Genomic DNA, 21,893 nt, shown 5'->3' on the forward strand with positions numbered 1-21,893 from the left:
TTCCCTTTTTTGTTGGGACTGCAAAGGTAGAAATCTTTTTTAATTTGTCAAGCTTTTTATTTTTTATTTTTCAAGGCTTTAAAACCTTTCAAATATTTGAAACCTTAACAACGATTCCTCTTTACAAGCCTTTCAAAAAACTAACTTCTTTATCCTTCTCACTGTTTCCCTTCCTCCGAAGCGGGATGCAAAAGTAGGAAAAATATCAATGCGGCCAAACATTATCAGCAATTCATTTGTATGCGTGTGATAACACCCTAATTTTCAGACAGAAACATTTCTTAACCAGAGCTTCGTTTGCTTTTGTCCGGACTTTGTTTTGCCCAGGACCACTCCGTAAGTATTCCAACTGCACCAGCAGAGCACCAAAACCAGGGGTCGGCGTGCTGTGCGGGTGCTGTTGTGGTGCAGTTGTGGTGCAGTTGTCCAAAGCAAACACCGAACAAAGAACGATGAAAGATCAGTATAAGGTTGAATATTTCTTGTTGTGTATCTCAATAAATGACCACCATCATATATAATACAAGTCTGTAGCATCAACTTTGGCCCCAATCACTATCATATATGAAGGATAAGTCAAACAAACACATCGCAATCTGGCTATACTGCGGTGCATTCTGCGTTTTTATACAAATACTTTTAGGGGGAGTGACACGCCTCACCGGTTCCGGCCTCTCCATTACTGAATGGCAACCGCTTCTGGGTGCACTGCCGCCTCTAAGCAGGGCAGAATGGGAACATAGCTTTACGCAGTACAAAGAAATCGCACAGTTTAAAAAAGTAAACTCAACATTTGGCTTGTCAGACTACCAGCTGCTCTTTTTCTGGGAATGGCTGCATAGAAACTGGGCCAGAATGATCGGACTCATATTCATTGTACCCTTCATCACCTTTGTGATTCAAAAGAAAATAAAGCCAAAGATGGGCCTCAGGCTGATCATACTATCGCTCTTCGGTGCATCGCAAGCAGTGATAGGATGGATTATGGTAAAAAGCGGATTGAATGATACAGCCATAGCGGTAGATGAGATCAAATTGGCTGTACACCTTTTAATGGCAGTTTTACTGCTGACATATATCCTTTGGATGGCTTTTCAATTGAGCATACACCCGCTTGACATCCATTACAGCGCTAAAGTAAAAACCCTTGCAGGCACTACCTTCCTGCTGCTGCTTGTTCAGTTATTCTACGGTGCATTAATGGCCGGTTCCCAAGCAGCACTTGCCGCCCCTACCTGGCCGGATATCAATGGCTTTGTCATTCCTCCGGGATTATTGACGGAAAAATCCAGCACCGGCCACATGCTCAGCATACAATTTATCCACAGGATGCTTGCATATACTATCGGCATCATGATACTTTTTCTTTACAAGAGTTCATCGTACTTAGAAACGCATCGCTCAACCGCAGCATTGCGTACTGCCATGCTCATGTTGCTCTGCCTTCAAATATTCCTGGGCATCGTTACCCTTTTAAAGAGCATCACTATATCCTACCGTATCTTTGCCATTTTTCACCAGGGAACAGGCATCCTCCTGAGCTTGAGCGTCCTCCTGATATTTTATCTCAGCCATAAAAAAAGCATTAGTTACCGTTCGGTTTAATCAAGCACAAAGCACAGCCAACCCAAAGAAATCACTTGATTATACAGTCTAAAATATAATTCTTAAATTTGCAGCATTAAACGCCGTTTGCAGCGGTATTAATCTTATGAAAAAATTCCAGACACTTCTTTACTATTGCTATAGTCCTATAGCTGAGGCAGAACAATTTGCTGCCGACCATCTAAAATTTTGTAAATCCTTAGGCCTTGTAGGGCGGATCATCGTAGCCGACGAAGGATTAAACGGAACCGTTTCCGGTACCAGGGAAGCCTGCGCAGCCTATATGGAAGCCATTCACTCAGACGAACGATTTGCAAAAACAGAATTTAAGATAGATGATGTAGAAGAGCCTACATTTATCAAAATGCACTGCCGCTACAAATCAGAAATCGTGCATTCAGGATTAAGAGACACAAGTATCATCAATCCTAACGAAAAAACCGGCAAACACCTGGAGCCGGCAGATTTTAAAGAAATGATCGGCCAGGAAGATGTAATCATCCTTGACGTGCGTTCAAATTACGAACACAGCCTCGGAAGGTTCAAAAATGCCATCACGCTCGACATTGAAAACTTCAGGGACTTCCCAGAAAAAATTGCCGAACTGGAACAATACAAAGATAAAAAAGTACTTACCTACTGCACGGGCGGCATCAAATGTGAAAAAGCATCTGCCCTTTTATTGCACCACGGATTTAATGACGTTTACCAGCTTCATGGAGGAATTATCAAATATGGTAAGGAAGCAGGAGGCGAAGATTTCGAAGGCAAGTGTTATGTATTCGATAACCGTATAGCGGTAGATGTGAATACTGTAAACCCAAGTGTTGTCTCTACCTGTTACAACTGTGGTACCACAACAGCCAAGATGATCAACTGTGCCAATCCGGAATGTAATGAGCATATCACCCAATGCGACGAATGCGGTACCAAAATGGAAGGTTGCTGTTCAGCTGCCTGCCTGGATCATCCCCGCAAAAGGCCATATGACGGAACGGGATATTATGTCAAGGTTCCGCAGCCGGTACACCAATAAAAAACGTTTCTTTAAATCAGGGTCTACGCATTACTGATTCAAAGAAATGTTCTATTTGATCATTAGATTTTAACCTTGCCTTATTTTTCATTAGTTTTGATTTGAAACAACTAACCATTTTTCTTTTCTTAACAGAGCAATTTGTCAGTCAACAGGGATAATAGTGAAAAGGCTCTTCTGCAACAAATCATAACAGGAGATGAGGGCGGCTTTGTAGGAATCTACGAGATCTATAACCGCACGATCTATAATTTCATTATCAGATATGTGAATTCTGTACCTATGGCCGAAGACCTCACACAGGAAGTCTTTATGAAGATATGGGAAAACCGGGCAAACCTGGCAGAGGTTAAATCATTCAAAGCATACCTGTTTACTACAGCACGTAACCATACCCTGAATAACTTAAAAGTAGCCTTTCGTTCTGAAGCCGCCATAGGCGAAGTCATCGCCGGCTTTGTGAAGCTCCGCAACGCAACTGAAGATCAAATACTTTATAAAGATTACGCCCTATTTTTGAGAAAAACCCTGGATGAGCTGCCGCCCCGCACAAGGGAAATCTTTAAATTATGCCGCGAGGAAGAGAAAACCTATGATGAAGTAGCCAAATCTCTTAACATTTCAAGAAATGCCGTCAAAAATCATATGGTTCGATCAATGAAAGTACTGGGATCGTCCATTAAGAAAGAATTTGGGATCTCTTTGATCTTTATCATTGCAATTTTATCCATGATTAGAAGCTAAATCAATTTATCTAAACAAATAGCCAAGTTTTTTTTCATTTACCGCTACCCTACCCCTTCGTTTTATTGTCTTTAATGATAGACAAACAAATATGGAGCACGACTACCTCAAAAATTTGGTGACGAGATATCTTGAAAAAAAATCTACAGATGAAGAACTGGAGGTTTTTATGCACCTGATGCAGCAAGGTAAACTGGAAGATTATCTGCACAATGCAATGGATCATGATATTCAGAACGCATTGGAAAAAGATAACATGGAAGTCCAAGAGGATGAAACAGACCCTGATGAAGAGGTAGAAGGAACATTCCGCACTAAGAAATATAGTTTTCTTCGCTGGCCGGTGGCCGCAGTAATTGCAATGGTGATCCTCTTTTGGGGGTACTCATTGTTTCAGCAGCGCGGCACAGCTACGCTCTTTGTAAAAATCACTAACAATAAAAGCAGCATCCTTAAAAAAATTCTGCCGGATGGCACTGCGATTTGGCTAAACCCACATTCCGTTCTAACGTATCCCAAAAAATTTGGTCAACTGCGGGAAGTGACTATGCGCGGAGAGGCCTTTTTTGAAGTGACAAAAGATCATGCCCATCCTTTTGTAATCACAAGCGGAAAAGTGCTCACCAGAGTATGGGGTACCAGTTTTCGTATCCGTTCTATTCCCGGAGAAAGCAGTACCAAAATATCTGTACTTACCGGAAAAGTATCTGTAACTGTTCCCTCAGAAGAAACAGCAAATACAGATTCTGAGAAAACCGCAGACCGGCTTTTCCTTTTACCACAGCAGGAAGCAACTTACAAAGCAACAGAGCATAGCCTGGTTAAAGCGCCGATACCTGAAAGTTCGGATGTGATCATCTGGCGTAAGTCTGCCCTTTCATTTGACAACGCCTCATTAAAAACAATTGCATCCGAGCTGAGCAAATTCTACCACGTTAAACTGGATGTTGAAGGAAAGGCGCTGCAGGACAACACGCTTACTGCAGATTTTACAGATAAAAACCTTGAAGATATTCTTGTACTGATATGTAAATCTGTACATACCACCTACAGCAAGGAGAATGATACTATCATACTAAGAACCACTAATAACTAAACCTAATTTAAAACTATGGATCACATGCCTGGATAACAGCCCCAATCATTCGGAAAAAAGAGACAGAAGTGTTCGCACCACTCCTGTCCTTAAAGAATTAACCCCCTGTTGGATAGACGGATTAACCGTACTAAAGGGAATTTATTTGTCTCATTATTTCAAAAGAAACAATCTAATTTATGAATTTAATTTTACAAGACCGTATTGGCTTATTTAAAATTATGAAAGTCACATTAAGTCAGTTAGCGATTGCACTTGCAATTTCCGGTGTATCCTATGCAGGCGACACTTCTGCACAGAACGCTGTACTTGACAAGCCCATCAGGATTTCTGTTAAAAACAGTAGCCTGGAGTCTGTACTAAAAAAGGTTTCGGCACTTACATCGGTAAAATTCGTGTACAGCAAAGACTTCATTAATGCCGATCAGCTGATCAGCGTTGATGCAGAAAAACAAAGCCTCGGTAAAGTCCTTAATACAATATTAACCCGTCACAATATCCATTTTGAAGTGGTAAACGGCGATATTGTACTGGATGCACTGTCGGTACATCCCGGAAAAGCAGGGATTGAGCAACAGATAACGGTAACAGGTTCGGTCACCAGTAACACCGGAGATCCCTTACCAGGTGTTAGTGTATATATTAAGGGCACAAAACAGGGTACTACTACAGACGCTTCAGGAAAGTATACCATCAAAGTTCCCGATGCGAACAGCATTTTGTCCTTCGCTTTTATAGGTTACACATCAAAAGATATGCCTGTTGCCGGAAAATCTACCCTCAATGTAATCCTGACGGAAGATTCACAGCAGCTGGGCGAAGTGGTGGTTACTGCCCTCGGTATTAAACGCTCATCCAAAGAACTGGGTTACTCTACACAGCAGGTAAATGCAAAAGACCTTACACAGAGCAGGCCCACCAATCTTGCTGCAGGTTTATCCGGTAAGGTAGCAGGTCTTCAGATCATACAGACAAACAATCAGATTGATGCCGGTGATCAGGTAAGAGTAATTCTCAGGGGAAACAGGTCTTTCCAGGGAAACAACCAGGCCTTACTGGTACTTGACGGGATCGTTGTTCCGTTAAGTTACCTCAATTCCATCAACCCTAACGATGTTGAAAGTGTAAACGTACTGAAAGGTGCAAATGCTGCTGCCCTGTATGGTTCTGAAGCTTCCAACGGAGTAATGATTGTAACCACAAAACATGGTGCCAAAGATGCGATGGAAATTACCTATACCAATACGACGCAACTGAACCAGCTCTCTTACTTTCCAAAGATGCAGACGCAGTTTGGCGGTGGTTCCGGCCAGGATATATATGGGAATCCTGAATATACACCCTATGAAAATCAAAATTTTGGCGACAGGTTTGACGGCTCCCTCCGTCCGCTTGGCAGAACACTGCCCGATGGATCAATTCAAATGTCCCCGTATTCCAATCTGTCAGACGAGAAGAAAAAGTTTTTCGATACAGGTATTGATGAACAGAACGACCTGAGCCTAAGCACAGGCAACGACAAAAGCTCTACCTATATCAATATTCAGCGTCTAAATAGTAAAGGATATGTTCCGGGCGATCGTTCTAACCGTACTGCCGCAAGGTTTAACGGATCAAGGACCTTCAATAACCTGAAAATAGATTACAATCTGAACTATACCCAGAAAAACATCGATAAATCCAATTCACAGGTGTATGATGTGATCATCAATACTCCGGCAAACATTCCTCTTACTTCGTACAGAGACATTAATTCTCAGTATGGCAGTTTGGATAACTATTATAACGATTATGGATTAAACCCTTATTATTCCTTACAGCAACAAAGAAATACGGAACGCAGGGATGATTTCCTGGGAAATCTTGCAGTATCGTATGACGCAACACCATGGCTAAACCTGACTGCCAGGGGAGGAATCACTACCTATACCCGAAACGGTAAAAATACCCAGGCTGCCAGAACCTACTCGGATTTTGCCCATGACAGCGGTAAGGCGATTGCCAATCCGCAGAGTTATCCGGGTACGGAATCTGATTATTCCTACTTCAACAGCCGTACTGAAGGGAACTTCCTGGCAACCCTGAAAAAGAAAATCAATGATTTCAGCGGCACGCTGATCCTTGGTACCCAGGTGATCCAGCAGTCTTCGCGTCTGCTTTCTGCCGGAACAAATTTCCTGGTAGTACCTGATTTTTATAACATTGGCTATCGTTCAGGCGATGCTGATGTAACAGAACAAAATTTTAAGAACAGAAGAACAGGGGCATTTGGCGACTTAACCATAGGCTACAAGGATTACCTTTTCTTTCACGCCTCGGGAAGGAACGACTGGGACTCACGTCTCGACAAAGACAACCGTTCTTTCTTCTATCCATCGGCCGACCTTTCATTTATTTTTACCGACGCGTTCAAATCGCTTAAAAACAATAATATCCTGTCATATGGTAAGGTCCGCGGTGGTATAGCTAAAGTATATGCCGTACAATTTGATCCGTATTCTTTGCAATCTACATTTGATGTAGGCACTGGCTTCCCATATGGCAGCACAGCAGGGTACAGTACCGGCAAAGTGGTATACGACCCTAATCTGAAACCGGAACAAACGGTATCTACCGAAATAGGTCTGGAATTAGGCTTCTTCAAAAACCGTATCATGCTGGAATCTTCGGCCTATTGGGAAACCACAAAAGATCAGGAAGTAATCAAAGGGATCAACATCTCCAGCGCTACGGGTTTTACAAATGCAATTATTAACACTGGTGAAGGTAAAAACCATGGGGTTGAAGTTGGCCTGAAAGGTTCCCCTATTCTGAGCACCAACGGACGTGGTGTGAGCTGGAACGTAGGTATCAACTACTCATATAATAATAACGAAGCCGTAACATTATACCAGGGGCTGCCTAACCTGAGCATTGGGAATAACAACTACATTGTGCAGGGACAGGCTTATCCGGCCCTGATGGGAAATGGGTTCCAAACTGATCCGCAGGGCAGAACCATTGTAGATGCCTCAACAGGTTTTCCAAAACTAAGCCCGACCAATATTCTCTTCGGGCAAACCTCGCCTAAGAACATCCTTGGTATCAGCAGCAGTGTTAACTATCATAACTTCACGCTTGCAGGGACTGCCGAGTATCGCAGCGGCAGCGTTATATACAGTGGAGCAGGAAGTACAATGGACTTCTCGGGTATCAGCTATGGATCTGCGACCAATGGCCGTGAGCGTTTCGTGTATCCGAATTCAGTAGTTGAAACAACACCTGGTGTCTTTGTACCAAATACCAATATTACAACCAGAACCGGCGGTATCGACTACTGGGCAGGATCTACTACAAGATATGGCGTAATGCAGAACTATGTCACCAGTGGTGCCTTCTGGAAAATCCGTGAGCTCTCTATCGGATACGAAGTTCCTGCAAAATTATTGCAGCGCACTAAATTTATCAAGAGGGCCAACTTAGCCCTTGTAGGACGCAACCTGTTTATGTTCAGACCAAAGAGCAATGTTTATACAGATCCGGAATTCAACGCCAATGCAAGCAACCCACTGGGTTCTACAGTTGACAACTCGCAGGGTTCAAGCAATCTGAATCAGACGCCTCCAACACGTATTTATGGTTTTACTGCATCTATTACACTATAGACCAACACACAGAAGATGAAGAACAAATTAACAATATTTTGTATGGCAGCCATAATTATGCTGGCCGCCTGTAAGAAAGATTTTCTCGATATCAATACCAATCCCAACAAACCTGCTGATGTTACTCCGGGGCTTGTGCTCACCAATGCGCTGAATTCAACAGCTGTAAATACAACAGGCTCGATTAACTTTTACCGCTTTGCCTCTACCTGGACCGGATACTGGAATTATAGCGGCGCTGTTTCGGCATTTGCCGAAGAGCGCAGCTATCAGTTTACTACCAATTACGGCCCGGCAGTAAGTACATGGGACAACCTTTATCATAACCTCGAAGATTACGATTATGTAGAAAAACAATCTGCATTATCGGGCAACACCTTTTATAATGCTATGGCCAAAACCATGAAAGCGTACGACTTTCATAATCTGGTAGATATCTTTGGTAACATTCCTTACAGTGACGCTTTAAAATCTACCGCCTCTATCAGGCCTAAATATGATAAGGCTCAGGATATTTATGAAGATCTGGCTAAAAAGCTTGATACAGCGGCAAATTATTTCAAAGACAATGTCGGGAAAGTGGCTTCTTCTGATGCTGCATTCGATATCATGTACAAAGGCGATGCAGCTAAATGGGGCAAATTTGCCAATACCCTGAAACTGCGCATCCTGCTGAGACAATCTGAAATGCCAGGCAGAAGTACCTATATCCTTGCTGAGATCGCTAAAATAACTGCAAACGGATTAGGATATATAGGAAGCGGCGAGGGCGGACTGGTAAATCCTGGTTATACAAACTCCTCAGGAAAACAAAATCCCTTCTGGACCCAGTTTGGCTACTCACCTGTCGGAAAAACTGCACCAACGGATGGTCACCGCTATTATATTGCCAGTGAATATGCAATCAACTTCTATCAGGGCAACAATGACCCGCGTTTATCAAAACTCTATACTACGATAGATGACGGGAATGGCACCACTTATTCAGGCAGTGCATTTGGGCCAACTGCCGGTAATGCGGATAACCCTCAGTTTAAATCTGCGATTGGCACGGGCCTGCTTAAAGGCGCGGATATGGCTCAGCCGCTTTTAACAGATTTCGAAAGCCTGTTCCTGCAAGCCGAAGCCGCACAGCGTGCTTATATCAGTGCTGATCCCCGCGCTTTATATGAGTCTGCGGTACAGCAGTGCTTTACTTATCTGGGAGCTGGCAATGCTGCCACGTACCTGGCCGCAAACAGTGTAAGCAACTGGTCGCTGGCACCGGATAAACTCACGCTGATCATGACCCAGAAATGGGCGGCGATGAATGGCATCAATGATATGGAAACCTGGGCAGATTACCGCAGGCTGAATATTCCGGCCGACTTACCGATTTCAAATAACCCTGCTGCTTCGATCAGAAAAGTTCCGGTACGCCTGCTGTATCCGCAAAGCGAATACAACTATAATCCCGACAATGTACTTGCACAGGGAACCATCAGTCAGTTTACCACCAGAATCTTCTGGGATGTTAATTAATTTAAACAGAAACACATTCGTAATGAAAAGAATATCATTTTATACCACGATTATCGGCCTGGCTTTGATCAGCAGTTTATCTTCCTGCCTGAAAGACGACTCACAGCCGGATTTCACAAAAAACCAGCCCGTTATTGAACTCCCTGTAGGCTCATCTGCAGGAAATGGCGGCGGAAATTCTATCAGTACTTCCATTCCGGTAAATACGGCCGCTGCTGATTATTTTATCTATGTTAATTACGCAGCCCCGGAAGCAAATCCTGCGGATGTAACAGTTACACTGGCAGTCAGCGAAACTGCTCTGGCAAAATTTAACCAGGTAAATGGTACAACTTATCCCCTGCTGCCCGTTTCAGCGTACACACTCTCGTCTAACAAAGTAGTAATCCCGGCAGGACAGCGCAAGGTTCAGTACAATATGAAAATCAATACCACTGGCCTGAATCCTGCAGTAAAATATGCCCTGCCGCTCAGCATTACCGATGGCGGCGGTTTTACAGTTAGTGGCAATTTCGGCACTTTGATTTCAATTATTACCCTGACCAGCAAATAGGCTGAAAAGATAATTAGGTGTGTTGTTAAGTATGGCTGGAGAAATATTTCTTCAGCCTTCTTTAAATTACCATATTCCATTAAAATGAAAAAATACATTGCCTCAGCACTCCTGCTGTTTACAGTTGCAGTGCAGGCACAGCAAAAAAAAGTTCCTCTTACAAGCTATGTCAACCCCTTTATCGGTACCGGGGCAGTTGACAACAACAGTCTGGCCGGAAGCAATTTCCCCGGCCCCACTACTCCCTTTGGGTTTGTACAGCTCAGTCCTGATACGGAGGATAAACCGGATAATCCGGCTTCAGGTTACGATTACAACAGTCACACCATCGTTGGATTTAGCCATACACACTTAAGCGGTACAGGCGTAGCCGATCTGTTCGACGTACTGCTGATGCCCGCAACAGGAGAAATACGATCAGTCGCCGGAGACGCAAAAAAGCCCGGCAGTGGTTATCGCTCGGCCTATTCACACCAGGATGAATCGGCCAGACCAGGATATTATCAGGTAAAACTTAAAGATTATAATATCAATGCAGAACTCACCGCTACTGAACATGTAGGCCTGCAGCGGTATACTTTCCCTGCAAATACCAGCGGCCATGTGGTGATCGATCTCGACCATTCACTGGATAAAAACCGTACCTACTGGTCCTGCAAGATCATTGGTGCAGAAATCAGGGTCGTAGACAACAAAACCATAGAAGGATACCGTATCCTGACAGGCTGGGCCAAGCTCCGCAAAGTCTATTTCCATGCGGAATTCTCACAACCGATCCTGAGCACAGTGCTGTTTAGCGGAAAACGCGGCAATGAAAACACCACTATCATCAATGGCACGAATATCAAAGCTGCCCTGAACTTTGACACAAAATCAAAATCAGAGTTACTCGTAAAGGTGGCGCTTTCACCCGTGAGTATTGAGAATGCACGTGGAAATATGAAAGCTGAGCTGTCGGGATGGGATTTTGACGGAGTGGTAAAACAAACTTCAGACAAATGGGAAAAAGAGCTGGACAAGATGTCCATTGAGGGCACGTCCGTGCAAAAAGAGATTTTTTACACAGGCCTGTACCATGCGTTTACGCAACCGAATAATATGGCCGATGCCAATGGTGATTACCAGGCATCCGACCTGACCATCAAAAACGCGCCAGACAAAAAGCATTATTCTACATTTTCACTATGGGATACCTTCAGGGCTGCACATCCATTGTATACCTTAACACAGCCGGAACGGACGGCTGATTTTGTAAACAGCATGATGCGCCAGTATGATACCTATGGCTATCTCCCGATCTGGCAACTATGGGGCGATGAAAATTATTGTATGATCGGGAATCATGCCATTCCGGTAATTGTTGATGCGGCATTAAAAGGTATCAAGGGAATTGATCCGGAGAAAGCTTACGAGGCCGTAAGGGCATCGTCTACACTTAACCATCCTGGTTCACCATTTTCTGACTGGGAGAAATACAAGTATATTCCTGAAGACATTCAGTCGCAGTCGGTTTCGATTACGCTGGAAATGGCATATGACGACTGGTGCGTGGCACAACTGGCAAAGAAGCTTGGTAAAACATCCGATTACCAGCATTTCATGACCCGATCCGCATTTTACAAAAACCTGTATGATTCAAAAAGCGGATTTTTCAGGGCGAAGAACAAGAATGGCGAATGGCTGTCGCCTTTCAATCCGCTTAAATATGGTGGCAACGGTGGCAACCCTTATACAGAAGGAAACGCATGGCAGTATTTCTGGTATGTTCCGCAGAATGTCCCTGACCTGATCAGCATTGTTGGAGGCACAAAAGCCTTTACCGAAAAGCTGGATCAGTTCTTCACCCTAAAAGACCTTCCGGGCGAAGTAAACGGAAATGCCTCAGGTTTTATCGGTCAGTATGCCCACGGCAATGAGCCCAGCCACCACGTGGCCTATCTTTATGACTTCGCTGGTCAGCCCTGGAAAACCCAATACTATGTAGCCAAAATCTTGAATGAACTCTACAACAACTCCTCTTCCGGATATTCCGGCAATGAAGATTGCGGCCAGATGTCTGCATGGTATATTTTTAGCGCAATGGGCTTCTACCCTGTTAATCCTGCCAGTGGCATATACATGTTAGGCTCGCCGGTACTGAAACAAGCAAAGCTCAAACTGGGGAATGGGAAAGTATTTGAGGTAACCACGCAGAATGCTTCGAAAGAGAACGTATATATCCAGTCGGTAAAACTGAATGGCAAAACATATGACAAAACTTTCCTTACACAAAGTGATTTGACAAAAGGTGGCAAACTAGAATTTATCATGGGTAAAAAACCCAATTATAAGTGGGGAACACAAAAAAATTCAATCCCCCCACTGGAATCATTTTCCAACGCTGGTTAAAAATCTAGAGGCTCTTCTGTAAACAGGGTACTTGAATATTATAATTAATAGCTAATTTGCGGCATAATTATACATTCAAGTACCTTTTTATTTTACATGAAAGCTCGCTTTCTTCCTTACTGCGTTCTGTTGTTATGCTTTATTTTCCTGAGCAATATTGCCCGGGCAGATTATATCAAAGGCATCGGGGTCCCTTATGTTCAGAATTTTCCTAAATCCATTTACCTGTCCGGCAACCAAAACTGGGCAATTGCGAAGGATAGAAATGGCATTATGTATTTTGGCAATGCGCAGGGCTTGCTCACTTATGACGGCAAATACTGGCAGCAATATACTATGCCTAACCATCAGATCGTTCGTGCCGTTGCCACAGGCGATGACGGCATGGTCTACACCGGCAGCTTCGGAGAGTTCGGGTACTGGTCGCCCAAAAACAAAAAACTCAGTTACACATCCCTCACCAGCCTCATACCCGCCGGCAACCCGGTCAAAGACGAGATTTGGAAAATATATACAGATGGCAAAAGAGTAATCTTTCAGTCCTTCAGCACCATTTACATTTACCAGGATCAGAAGATCAGTATAGTAAAAGGCCCGGGATCATTACTTTTTCTACAACATGCAGGTAAGCGGTTCCTGATCGAAGTAACCGGAAAGGGGCTCTACGAATTGCAGGGGACAAAACTTGTTGCACTGCCCAACTTAGGGACCATCAGTCCGATGAACATCATGACGATTCTGCCCTATAAAAATAACCAGCTGCTGATCGGTACCAGCAAAGACGGATTATTTATATACGATGGAATGTCTTTTGCTCCTTTCATCAGTCCGGCAAATGATTTTCTGAAAACTTACCAGCTCAACAGGGGAACCCCCATTGGCAAAGAGTACTATGCTTTTGGAACAATCCTCAATGGACTGATACTGATTGACAGAAACGGGAATGTGATCCAGCGGATCAATAAGTCGGGCGGCCTCCAGAACAATACAGTCCTGGGCCTTTATGCCGATGACGACTCGAACCTCTGGACGGGGCTTGATAACGGTATAGACAGGATTGAACTCAACTCATCCCTGTATTTTTATCTGGACAAAGCCGGTCAGTTCGGCACGGTTTATTCCAGCCTCATTGACCAGGGAAACATTTACCTGGGTACCAATCAGGGATTGTTTTACAGTCCCTGGTCTGCCAGTAACGGAAATAAATTCAACAGCTTTGATTTCAAGCTGATTCCAAATTCACAGGGGCAGGTTTGGGACCTCAGCCTGATAGACGGGCAGCTGATCTGCGGGCATAATGAAGGGACTTTCAAAATCACAGGTTCACGAATGGAGAAAATCTCTCCGGTAAACGGTGGCTGGACCATCAAGAAATTAAACAGTAACCCGGATTATCTGATCCAGGGAACTTATACCGGGCTGGTGCTCTTTAAAAAAGATGCTTCCGGACAATGGAAATACTTTAGCAAGATTGATAACTTCTGGGAACCTTCGAGGTATGTTGAGCAGGATGCACATGGTGATATCTGGGTAAGCCATGCTTACAAGGGCCTTTACCGCTTAACGCTCAGTGCCGACTTTAAGAAGGTAATCAAGACCAGGCATTACAACGCAAAGAACGGGCTGCCCGGCGATTATAACATCAATATTTTTCAGCTTGAAAACAAGCTCATATTTTCATCGGATGCAGGTTTTATGCTGTATGATGAGCTAAGCGACCGCTTCAGCAGGTACAGCGTACTCAACAAAGGACTGGGAAGTTTTGCTGTTTCCAACAAGATTATCAGTGCGGGGTTAAAAAAGTACTGGTTTATCAATCATGGCAAAACCGCGCTGGCAGATTTTCTGGAGCCGGGCAAACTGTCGGTAGATTCCAACCAGTTTAGCCTGCTGGATGGACGAATGGTACAGTATTATGAAAACATCAGCAAAATCAGCGCGCAGATGTACCTGGTGAGCGTAGACGATGGATTTGTAATCTACGATGCTGCAGGCCGTAAAGAAGCAAACAGAATGAAAGCACTGCCTGCAGTACTGATCAGACGTGTGGAAGATGTTACCGACACCTACAGCATCCTTAGTGAAAACGGCAACAGTGGCTCCGAAATCGAAATTCCACATAGCAGAAATAATATCAGGATCTCCTATGCCCTGCCTTATTACAGGCAGGCCAAGATCAAGTTTCAGTACTATCTTGAAGGATATTCCGGTCAGTGGTCTGAATGGAGCACCGCTTCACAAAAAGATTTTACTAACCTCGGCAGAGGCAAATACCGGTTTCTGGTACGTGCAAAAATCAATGACGATCTGGTAAGTAAGACCAGCGTATTCGAATTTACCGTGCTTCCGCCATTTTACGCCAGTAACTGGGCTATCGCCCTGTATATCCTGCTGCTGGCCTGCGCTTTTGTACTAGGCAAAAAGTACTATCAGCAGAAACTGCAGAAGGACAGGGATAAGATTCTCGCTAAAGTACAACTGGAAAAGGATGCCTTCCTGAAAAAAGAAGCCGAAGCCACCGAGAAACAGATCATCAAAATACAGACGGAGAAACTGCATGCAGAATTGCAGAGCAAGAACCGCGAGCTTGCCAGTTCTGCCATGAGCCTGGTTTACAAAAATGAACTGCTGCAGAAGCTGAGCGAAGAGATGATCAAGCTCAAAGATAAGGACGGAAAAAAGGTAAGCGATGATCAGATCCGCAAAGTTCAGAAGATTATTGATGAGGGGATGAATGATGAGCGTGACTGGAATTTATTTGAGACCAGTTTCAATGAAGCACACGGAAGTTTCTTTAAAAAACTGAAAGCAAACCATCCTGATCTGGTACCCAATGACCTTAAATTATGCGCCTATCTGCACATGAATATGAGCAGTAAGGAAATGGCTTCGCTGTTAAATATTTCGTTGAGAGGAGTAGAAATCCGGCGTTACCGGCTGCGCAAGAAGCTCAACATCCCACATGATAAGAACCTTGCAGAGTTCTTTATGGAGCTTTAGGACTACATCATTACTACACATCCGCTAAAAAAGAATCAATATTATCTAAAAATTACTTTCCGCTATATTATCCTGCAAACCCTCTCTGCAACCACAAAAAGGCGGCCGCACAAGTTATTTTCATTAAAGAACGCTTATTGTATTTTGTACACAAAGGTCCACTGATGTAATATTGTTGAGGCCATTTGTTTGTTTAAACTGTTTAACAAGCGGAGATTTAACCCACAATTAAACATAAAACCAAATACGAGCATGAAAAGAATCTTTACCAAATTTTCTGTTTTAAGTTTTCTTTGTCTATTGCTTTTTAATGTTGCATCAGCCCAAAACATCACTGTTAAGGGACTGGTTTCAGACAGTCAGGATAAAACAACCCTGCCTTCTGTAAGCGTTACCATTAAAGGCACAACAACAGGAATTCAAACAGACGGTAACGGGGTGTTTACAATTAGCGCGCCCGCTAACGCGACCTTAGTCTTTACTTATATCGGCTATACCACACAGGAAGTTCCTGTCAATAATCAAACAACATTAAATGTTTCACTGGTATCATCTTCACAGCAGCTTGAGCAGGTTGTAGTAGTAGGTTATGGTACGCAGCGCAAGATCGATGTTACAGGATCCGTAGCCAGTGTAAAAGGTGAGGAACTCTCTAAACAGGCATCACAAAATCCTGTAAGTGCTTTGCAGGGCAAGATTGCCGGTGTATCTATCACCAATTCGGGTTCGCCCGGCTCAGCCCCTCAGATCCGTATACGTGGTTTAGGTACTATTTTTGGTAACCAGGCACCTTTATATGTCGTAGACGGGGTGTGGTACAGCGACATCAACTTCCTGAACCCTGCTGACATTGAAACACTGAGTGTATTGAAAGATGCATCTGCACAATCTATCTATGGTATCCGTGCCGCCAATGGTGTGGTACTGGTTACTACCAAAAAAGGAAAGATTGGTGCTCCTACAGTAATCAATTACGATGCCTATGCAGGATTTCAAAAGGTTACCAATAAAGTGAAAATGGCCGATGCTTCAGAGTATGCCACGCTTACCAATGAACTATCTACCCAGAACGGGGGCGCAAACGTTTTTGCAAATCCTGCTTCGCTGGGCAAAGGCACAGACTGGTACGATCAGATCCTTCAGAATGCTTTTGTAATGAATCATAGTTTGTCGGTTACCGGCGGATCGGATAAATCCACTTATAATATCTCACTCGGTTATCTGGATCAGGATGGTATTGTAAAAACCAATAACTACAAAAGATATACAGCAAGAGTATCAAATGATATCCAGATTTTCAAAAATCTGAAAGTTGGTTACAACGTTACAGGCGTTGCAACAAAATCAAAGGACATTCCGCTTACAATTTTCCACCAGTTATATTCGGCTTCGCCAACAGTACCTGTATTCAATCCGGACGGTTCTTATGGCGATCCCAACAGTCAGAAACTTGGTGACGGGGCGAATTTCAATCCACAGGCTACCCTTGATTTCTTTAATCAGACCTCCAAGGAATACAGGGCTACGGGAAATATCTATGCAGAACTGAAGTTTTTAAAACATTTTACATTCAGGACCAGCGTTGGCGGTGAATTTGGCCAGCTCGAAGCAAGAACATATGCCCCGGTTTATTATGCCACTTTTGCACAACAGGCAGAAAGCAGCACGCTCGACCTGAAACGTGTGGAAACCCGCAACTGGATCATCGAGAATACGCTGACCTATCAGAATACATTCAAGGAAGATCATAACCTGACCGTGCTCCTTGGCCAGTCGGCACAGAGTAACAGGTCATACTCCATCAATGCCACTGCACGTGACGTACCTTATAACAGCGATGCCGACCTTTACCTGAGACTGGGCAATGTGGATGACCGTTATGTGGACGACCAGGCCAGTCTGATCAAGTTCGCATCATACTTTGCAAGGGTAAACTATGCCTTTAAAAACAAATATCTGCTGAATGCTTCAATCCGCGCAGACGGTGCATCGCAATTCTATGGCAACGAAACCTGGGGATATTTTCCTTCGGTAGGTGCTGGATGGGTAGTGACCAATGAAGATTTTATGAAAAACCAGAAGCTGTTCAGCAACCTGAAAATCCGCGGTAGCTACGGTATTGTAGGTAATGCCAGTGTACCGGTAAATCCTACACAGGCGCTGATCGCACAAACTGCTGACCTTGCTGCAATTTACAACAATGTATTATATACTGGTGCCAGCAGAAATACACTCGTTCCTCCTTCCATCGTTTGGGAGAAAGGTATCGGTGCCAATGCAGGATTTGAAGCCGGCTTCCTTGGTAACAGGTTAACTGTTGAAGGTGATTTTTACACACGTAAAACATCAAGGGCCATCTTTGCCCTGCCGATCCTGGGTTCACTGGGAACTGTAGACAACCAGATCCTAGGCAACCAGGCCGACCTGCAGAACAGAGGGGTGGAACTTTCAGCCTCATGGAGTGATAAAACGGCCAGCGGCCTTACCTATTCCATCGGAGGTAACATCGGTTACAATGCCAACAAAGTATTAAACGTAAGTACGGGCAGCAACCCGATTTACAGCGGCAGCACAGGTATTACCAATGGTTACCTGGCTACAAGAACTGTAGCAGGCGACCCGATTGGTCAGTTTTACGGTTATAAAACCGCAGGTATATTCCAGGATGCAACAGACATTGCAGCATCCCCGGTGCAGTCAGGAGCATTGCCAGGTGGTTTCAAATATCAGGATCTCAACGGCGATGGTAAAATCACTTCGCTTGACAGAACGGTGATTGGAAATCCCAACCCCAAATATACCTATGGCGTAAATACCAACTTTGCCTATAAAAACTTTGACCTTGCACTGGACTTCCAGGGTGTTGCCGGAGTAGATATCTACAACGCTAACCTGGCCTACCGCTACGGTAATGAAAACTTCACCAAAGATTTTGTGGATAACCGCTGGCATGGCGCAGGAACCTCAAATACTTATCCTTCTACAAGTATAGGTTCATCTGCCAACTCTGCTCCCAACTCGTTTTATGTATCGAGCGGATCATACTTCAGAGTAAGAAATGCACAGTTAGGCTATACATTGCCAAAAGAAATCCTGGCGAAATGGAAAATACAGAAAATCAGGTTCTATGCAAATGCTCAGAATGCCATCAATCTGTTCGGATACAAAGGATTTAGCCCGGAGGTGGGCCCTGTGCCAGTCAACGCTGCAGAGAAAATCTCCAATACGCTGTCCAACACTACCCTCAATGGTGGTATCGATGCGAATGTGTATCCGTTATACGCAACTTACAACTTTGGTGTTAATCTGACCTTCTAATCTGCAATCACATGAAACTCAACAATAAATTATATTCAAAATCGGTTTTGGGAGCAGGTATCTTCATTGCTGCATCTCTCTTCCCTTCCTGTAAAAAGGAATTTCTTAACGTCCCTCAGCAGGGACAACAACAAAGTGAAGTATTCTGGAAAACTGCCGATGATGCTGGTAAAGGCGTAAATGCAATCTATGGCAATATGCGATCATGGGAAAACACTGCCTTCCCTGCAATTGCGATAGAAAGTATGGGCTCGGATGATGCCGAAAAAGGCAGCAGCCCAAGCGATGCCAGTTATTTTAATGACTTTGATACCTTTACTATTGATCCTAACCAAGGTAATATTTCAGGCTTCTGGAATGGTCAGTACCGGAACATCAATTACTGTAACCAGGTGCTCGATAATGTGCCGGCAATTACAATGGATGCCACACTGAAAGCCCAGTACCTTGCAGAAGCTAAATTTATACGTGCAATGTCATACTTCAGGCTGGTACGCGCCTTTGGTGCTGTGCCCTTACGGTTAACTGTACCTAAAGACGCTTCGGAATATAACATTCCAAGAACTGACGCTGTACAGGTATATGCCCAGGTTGAAAAAGACCTGACTGAAGCAGCTGAAGGCTTACCGGCAAGTTATGCTGCCGCTAACCTCGGAAGAGCAACAAAAGGTGCCGCGCTGACGATGCATGCAAAGGTGGCAATGTACCTGAAAAAATGGTCGGATGTACTGGCTTATACCAATACCGTTATGGGCATGAACTACAGTCTGCTCCCAAATTTCGAATCTGTTTTCCGCATTCCTAACGAGAACAGCAGCGAATCCATCTTTGAGATTCAGTGTGCACTGGTTCCCGGAAATACCGCAGCTTCAAACTCACAGTATTCACAGGTACAGGGTGTACGTGCAGCCAGAGGTGGTGGATGGGGATTCAATGTGCCTACCGCAGATTTAGCGGCCTCGTTTGAAACAGGCGATCCAAGAAGGGATGCGACCATCATTTTCAGGGGTGAAACTACACCGCAGGGCGATGTAATTGATGCTTCAGGAGATAACCCGATGTATAACCAGAAATCATATGTCCCTTTTAGCCTTTTTGTAAACGGCTTTAATGAAGGTGCACAGCAAAATGTACGTGTATTGCGCTTTTCAGATGTTTTGCTGATGAATGCTGAAGCTGCCAATGAACTGGGCAATTCAACACAGGCACTTGCTTCGCTGGAAAGAGTTCGTGCAAGGGCCCGTCAGGGTAACCCTGCCATTCTTCCTGCAGTAACAGCTACCGATCAGGCAACAATCCGTGCTGCGATCTACCGCGAGAGGAGATCAGAATTTGCAATGGAATTTGACCGTTATTTCGATGTCATCCGTCAGGGGCGCGGAACAGCAGTGTTTGGCCCTAAAGGGTGGAAAGCCGGAAGAAATGAAATCTGGCCAATTCCTCAAACAGAAATTGACCTGAGCGGCGGACTGCTCACTCAGAACCCGGGTTATTAATTCCTATCTAACCAGATCATATCGAGGTTGCCGGTTTTGGCCGGCAGCCTTTTTTTTCAGACCCCAGGCAGCTTTGATTACTGGTTGTACTTATTAAATGGGCTGCTCTTTATACATAACTGATATGCTGAAACGCAAACTATATTTATGCCTTACCGCTGCAGTGCTGATATCTGGCTTTTGCTTTAACGCACAGCCGGCACAAGCACAGACAAAAGGTACAGATCATATTACACCGCAGCTTAAAATTCAAAAAAAACTGACCGATGAGCAGCTGCTCGATCTTGTTCAGAAACAAACCTTTCGCTATTTCTGGGACTTTGGACACCCGGTAAGCGGAATGGCACGCGAACGCAGCAACAGGTCTTTTGATTATGGCGATGAAGTGGTCACTACCGGGGGCACCGGCTTTGGCGTGATGGCTACGATTGTAGCTTCAGAACGTAAGTTTATTACCAGGGAGCAGGCTGCAGCAAGAACAAAAAAAATTGTAGACTTCCTTTGGAAAGCGGATATGTTTCATGGAGCTTTTCCACACTGGCTCAACGGAGAGACAGGTAAGGTGATCAGGTTTAGCCCAAAAGATGACGGCGCCGACCTGGTGGAAACATCTTTCCTTTTCCAGGGACTGCTTACGGCACGTCAGTATTATACCGCAGACAATGCAGTAGAAAACGATATCCGCAACAGGATCCTCTGGATGTGGGAAGGTATCGAATGGAACTGGTTCACGCAGCAACAAAATGTATTGTACTGGCACTGGAGCCCCAACAATGACTGGAGCATGAACCATCAGCTGAAAGGATGGAACGAATGTTTTATCACGTACGTGCTGGCAGCTTCTTCACCAAAATTTGCAATCGACAAAAGGGTCTACGAAGACGGCTGGGCCAATAGCAATACCTTTTTTAATGGTAAGAAATTCCTCGGGATAACCCTCCCGCTGGGCTTTGACTTTGGCGGTCCTTTATTTTTTACCCACTACTCCTTTTTAGGCCTGGACCCGCGTGGGTTAAAAGATCGTTATGCTGATTATTTTGAGCAGAACAAAAATCATACACTGATCAACCATGCCTACTGCGTGGAAAATCCAAAACATTATAAAGGTTATGGCGAGAATAGCTGGGGCTTAACGGCAAGCGACAGCTGGCAGGGATATGCGGCGCATTCACCAACCGAAGATCTGGGCGTAATCAGTCCTACAGCGGCACTTTCTGCTTTTCCTTATACACCTGAATATTCAATGAAGGCACTAAAACATTTCTATTTTGACCTTGGGGATAAAATATGGAGCGAATACGGATTTGTCGATGGCTTTAGCGAAGAACATAACTGGTATGCCAAATCGCACCTTGCTATCGACCAGGGACCGATTATCTGCATGATTGAAAATTACCGCAGCGGATTATTATGGAAGCTGTTTATGAGCAGTCCCGATGTGAAAAAAGGGCTGGACAAATTAGGTATTGAAAGCAAGCCCTGAAGAACTAGT

The 21,893-nt window shown here is 44.2% G+C and carries 12 protein-coding genes; all 12 read left to right on the forward strand.

Annotated elements, in window-relative coordinates; translation table 11 throughout:
• Positions 1-564: 564 nt before the first annotated feature.
• Positions 565-1,605 carry a COX15/CtaA family protein gene (locus FN831_RS05515; RefSeq protein WP_142527225.1) on the forward strand — a complete coding sequence of 347 codons (1,041 nt, stop codon included), beginning with the start codon at positions 565-567 and terminating at the stop codon, positions 1,603-1,605.
• 106 nt (positions 1,606-1,711) lie between these two features.
• Entirely contained in the window at positions 1,712-2,641 is a 930-nt protein-coding gene (trhO, locus tag FN831_RS05520) for an oxygen-dependent tRNA uridine(34) hydroxylase TrhO (RefSeq protein ID WP_142527226.1), read from the forward strand.
• Positions 2,642-2,782: 141 nt separating this feature from the next.
• Positions 2,783-3,385 (forward strand): RNA polymerase sigma factor, encoded by a 603-nt coding sequence (locus FN831_RS05525; protein WP_142527227.1) that lies wholly within the window; start codon positions 2,783-2,785, stop codon positions 3,383-3,385.
• Positions 3,386-3,476: 91 nt separating this feature from the next.
• Positions 3,477-4,481 (forward strand): FecR family protein, encoded by a 1,005-nt coding sequence (locus tag FN831_RS05530; RefSeq protein WP_142527228.1) that lies wholly within the window; start codon positions 3,477-3,479, stop codon positions 4,479-4,481.
• A gap of 221 nt (positions 4,482-4,702) precedes the next feature.
• Positions 4,703-8,125 carry a SusC/RagA family TonB-linked outer membrane protein gene (locus FN831_RS05535; protein WP_185960394.1) on the forward strand — a complete coding sequence of 1,141 codons (3,423 nt, stop codon included), beginning with the start codon at positions 4,703-4,705 and terminating at the stop codon, positions 8,123-8,125.
• A 42-nt stretch (positions 8,126-8,167) separates the two neighbouring features.
• Positions 8,168-9,646, forward strand: coding sequence for a SusD/RagB family nutrient-binding outer membrane lipoprotein (locus FN831_RS05540; protein ID WP_185960395.1), 1,479 nt, complete (start codon positions 8,168-8,170; stop codon positions 9,644-9,646).
• Between the two features lie 22 nt (positions 9,647-9,668).
• Positions 9,669-10,199, forward strand: coding sequence for a DUF1735 domain-containing protein (locus tag FN831_RS05545; RefSeq protein WP_185960396.1), 531 nt, complete (start codon positions 9,669-9,671; stop codon positions 10,197-10,199).
• An 84-nt stretch (positions 10,200-10,283) separates the two neighbouring features.
• On the forward strand, positions 10,284-12,587 hold the full coding sequence (locus FN831_RS05550) for a GH92 family glycosyl hydrolase (protein WP_142527232.1): 2,304 nt from the start codon (positions 10,284-10,286) through the stop codon (positions 12,585-12,587).
• 96 nt (positions 12,588-12,683) lie between these two features.
• Positions 12,684-15,587 (forward strand): ligand-binding sensor domain-containing protein, encoded by a 2,904-nt coding sequence (locus FN831_RS05555; protein ID WP_142527233.1) that lies wholly within the window; start codon positions 12,684-12,686, stop codon positions 15,585-15,587.
• A gap of 252 nt (positions 15,588-15,839) precedes the next feature.
• A complete protein-coding gene (locus FN831_RS05560; RefSeq protein WP_142527234.1) occupies positions 15,840-18,905 on the forward strand; it encodes a SusC/RagA family TonB-linked outer membrane protein in 3,066 nt (1,021 codons plus the stop codon).
• Positions 18,906-18,916: 11 nt separating this feature from the next.
• Positions 18,917-20,401: a RagB/SusD family nutrient uptake outer membrane protein gene (locus FN831_RS05565; RefSeq protein WP_142527235.1), complete on the forward strand. Its 1,485-nt coding sequence runs from the start codon at positions 18,917-18,919 to the stop codon at positions 20,399-20,401.
• 124 nt (positions 20,402-20,525) lie between these two features.
• Complete coding sequence (locus tag FN831_RS05570) at positions 20,526-21,884, forward strand: glucoamylase family protein (RefSeq protein WP_142527236.1); 1,359 nt, start codon at positions 20,526-20,528, stop codon at positions 21,882-21,884.
• Positions 21,885-21,893 lie beyond the last annotated feature (9 nt).

Source organism: Pedobacter westerhofensis (genome assembly GCF_900182595.1).
Taxonomy (GTDB): Bacteria; Bacteroidota; Bacteroidia; order Sphingobacteriales; family Sphingobacteriaceae; genus Pedobacter; species Pedobacter westerhofensis.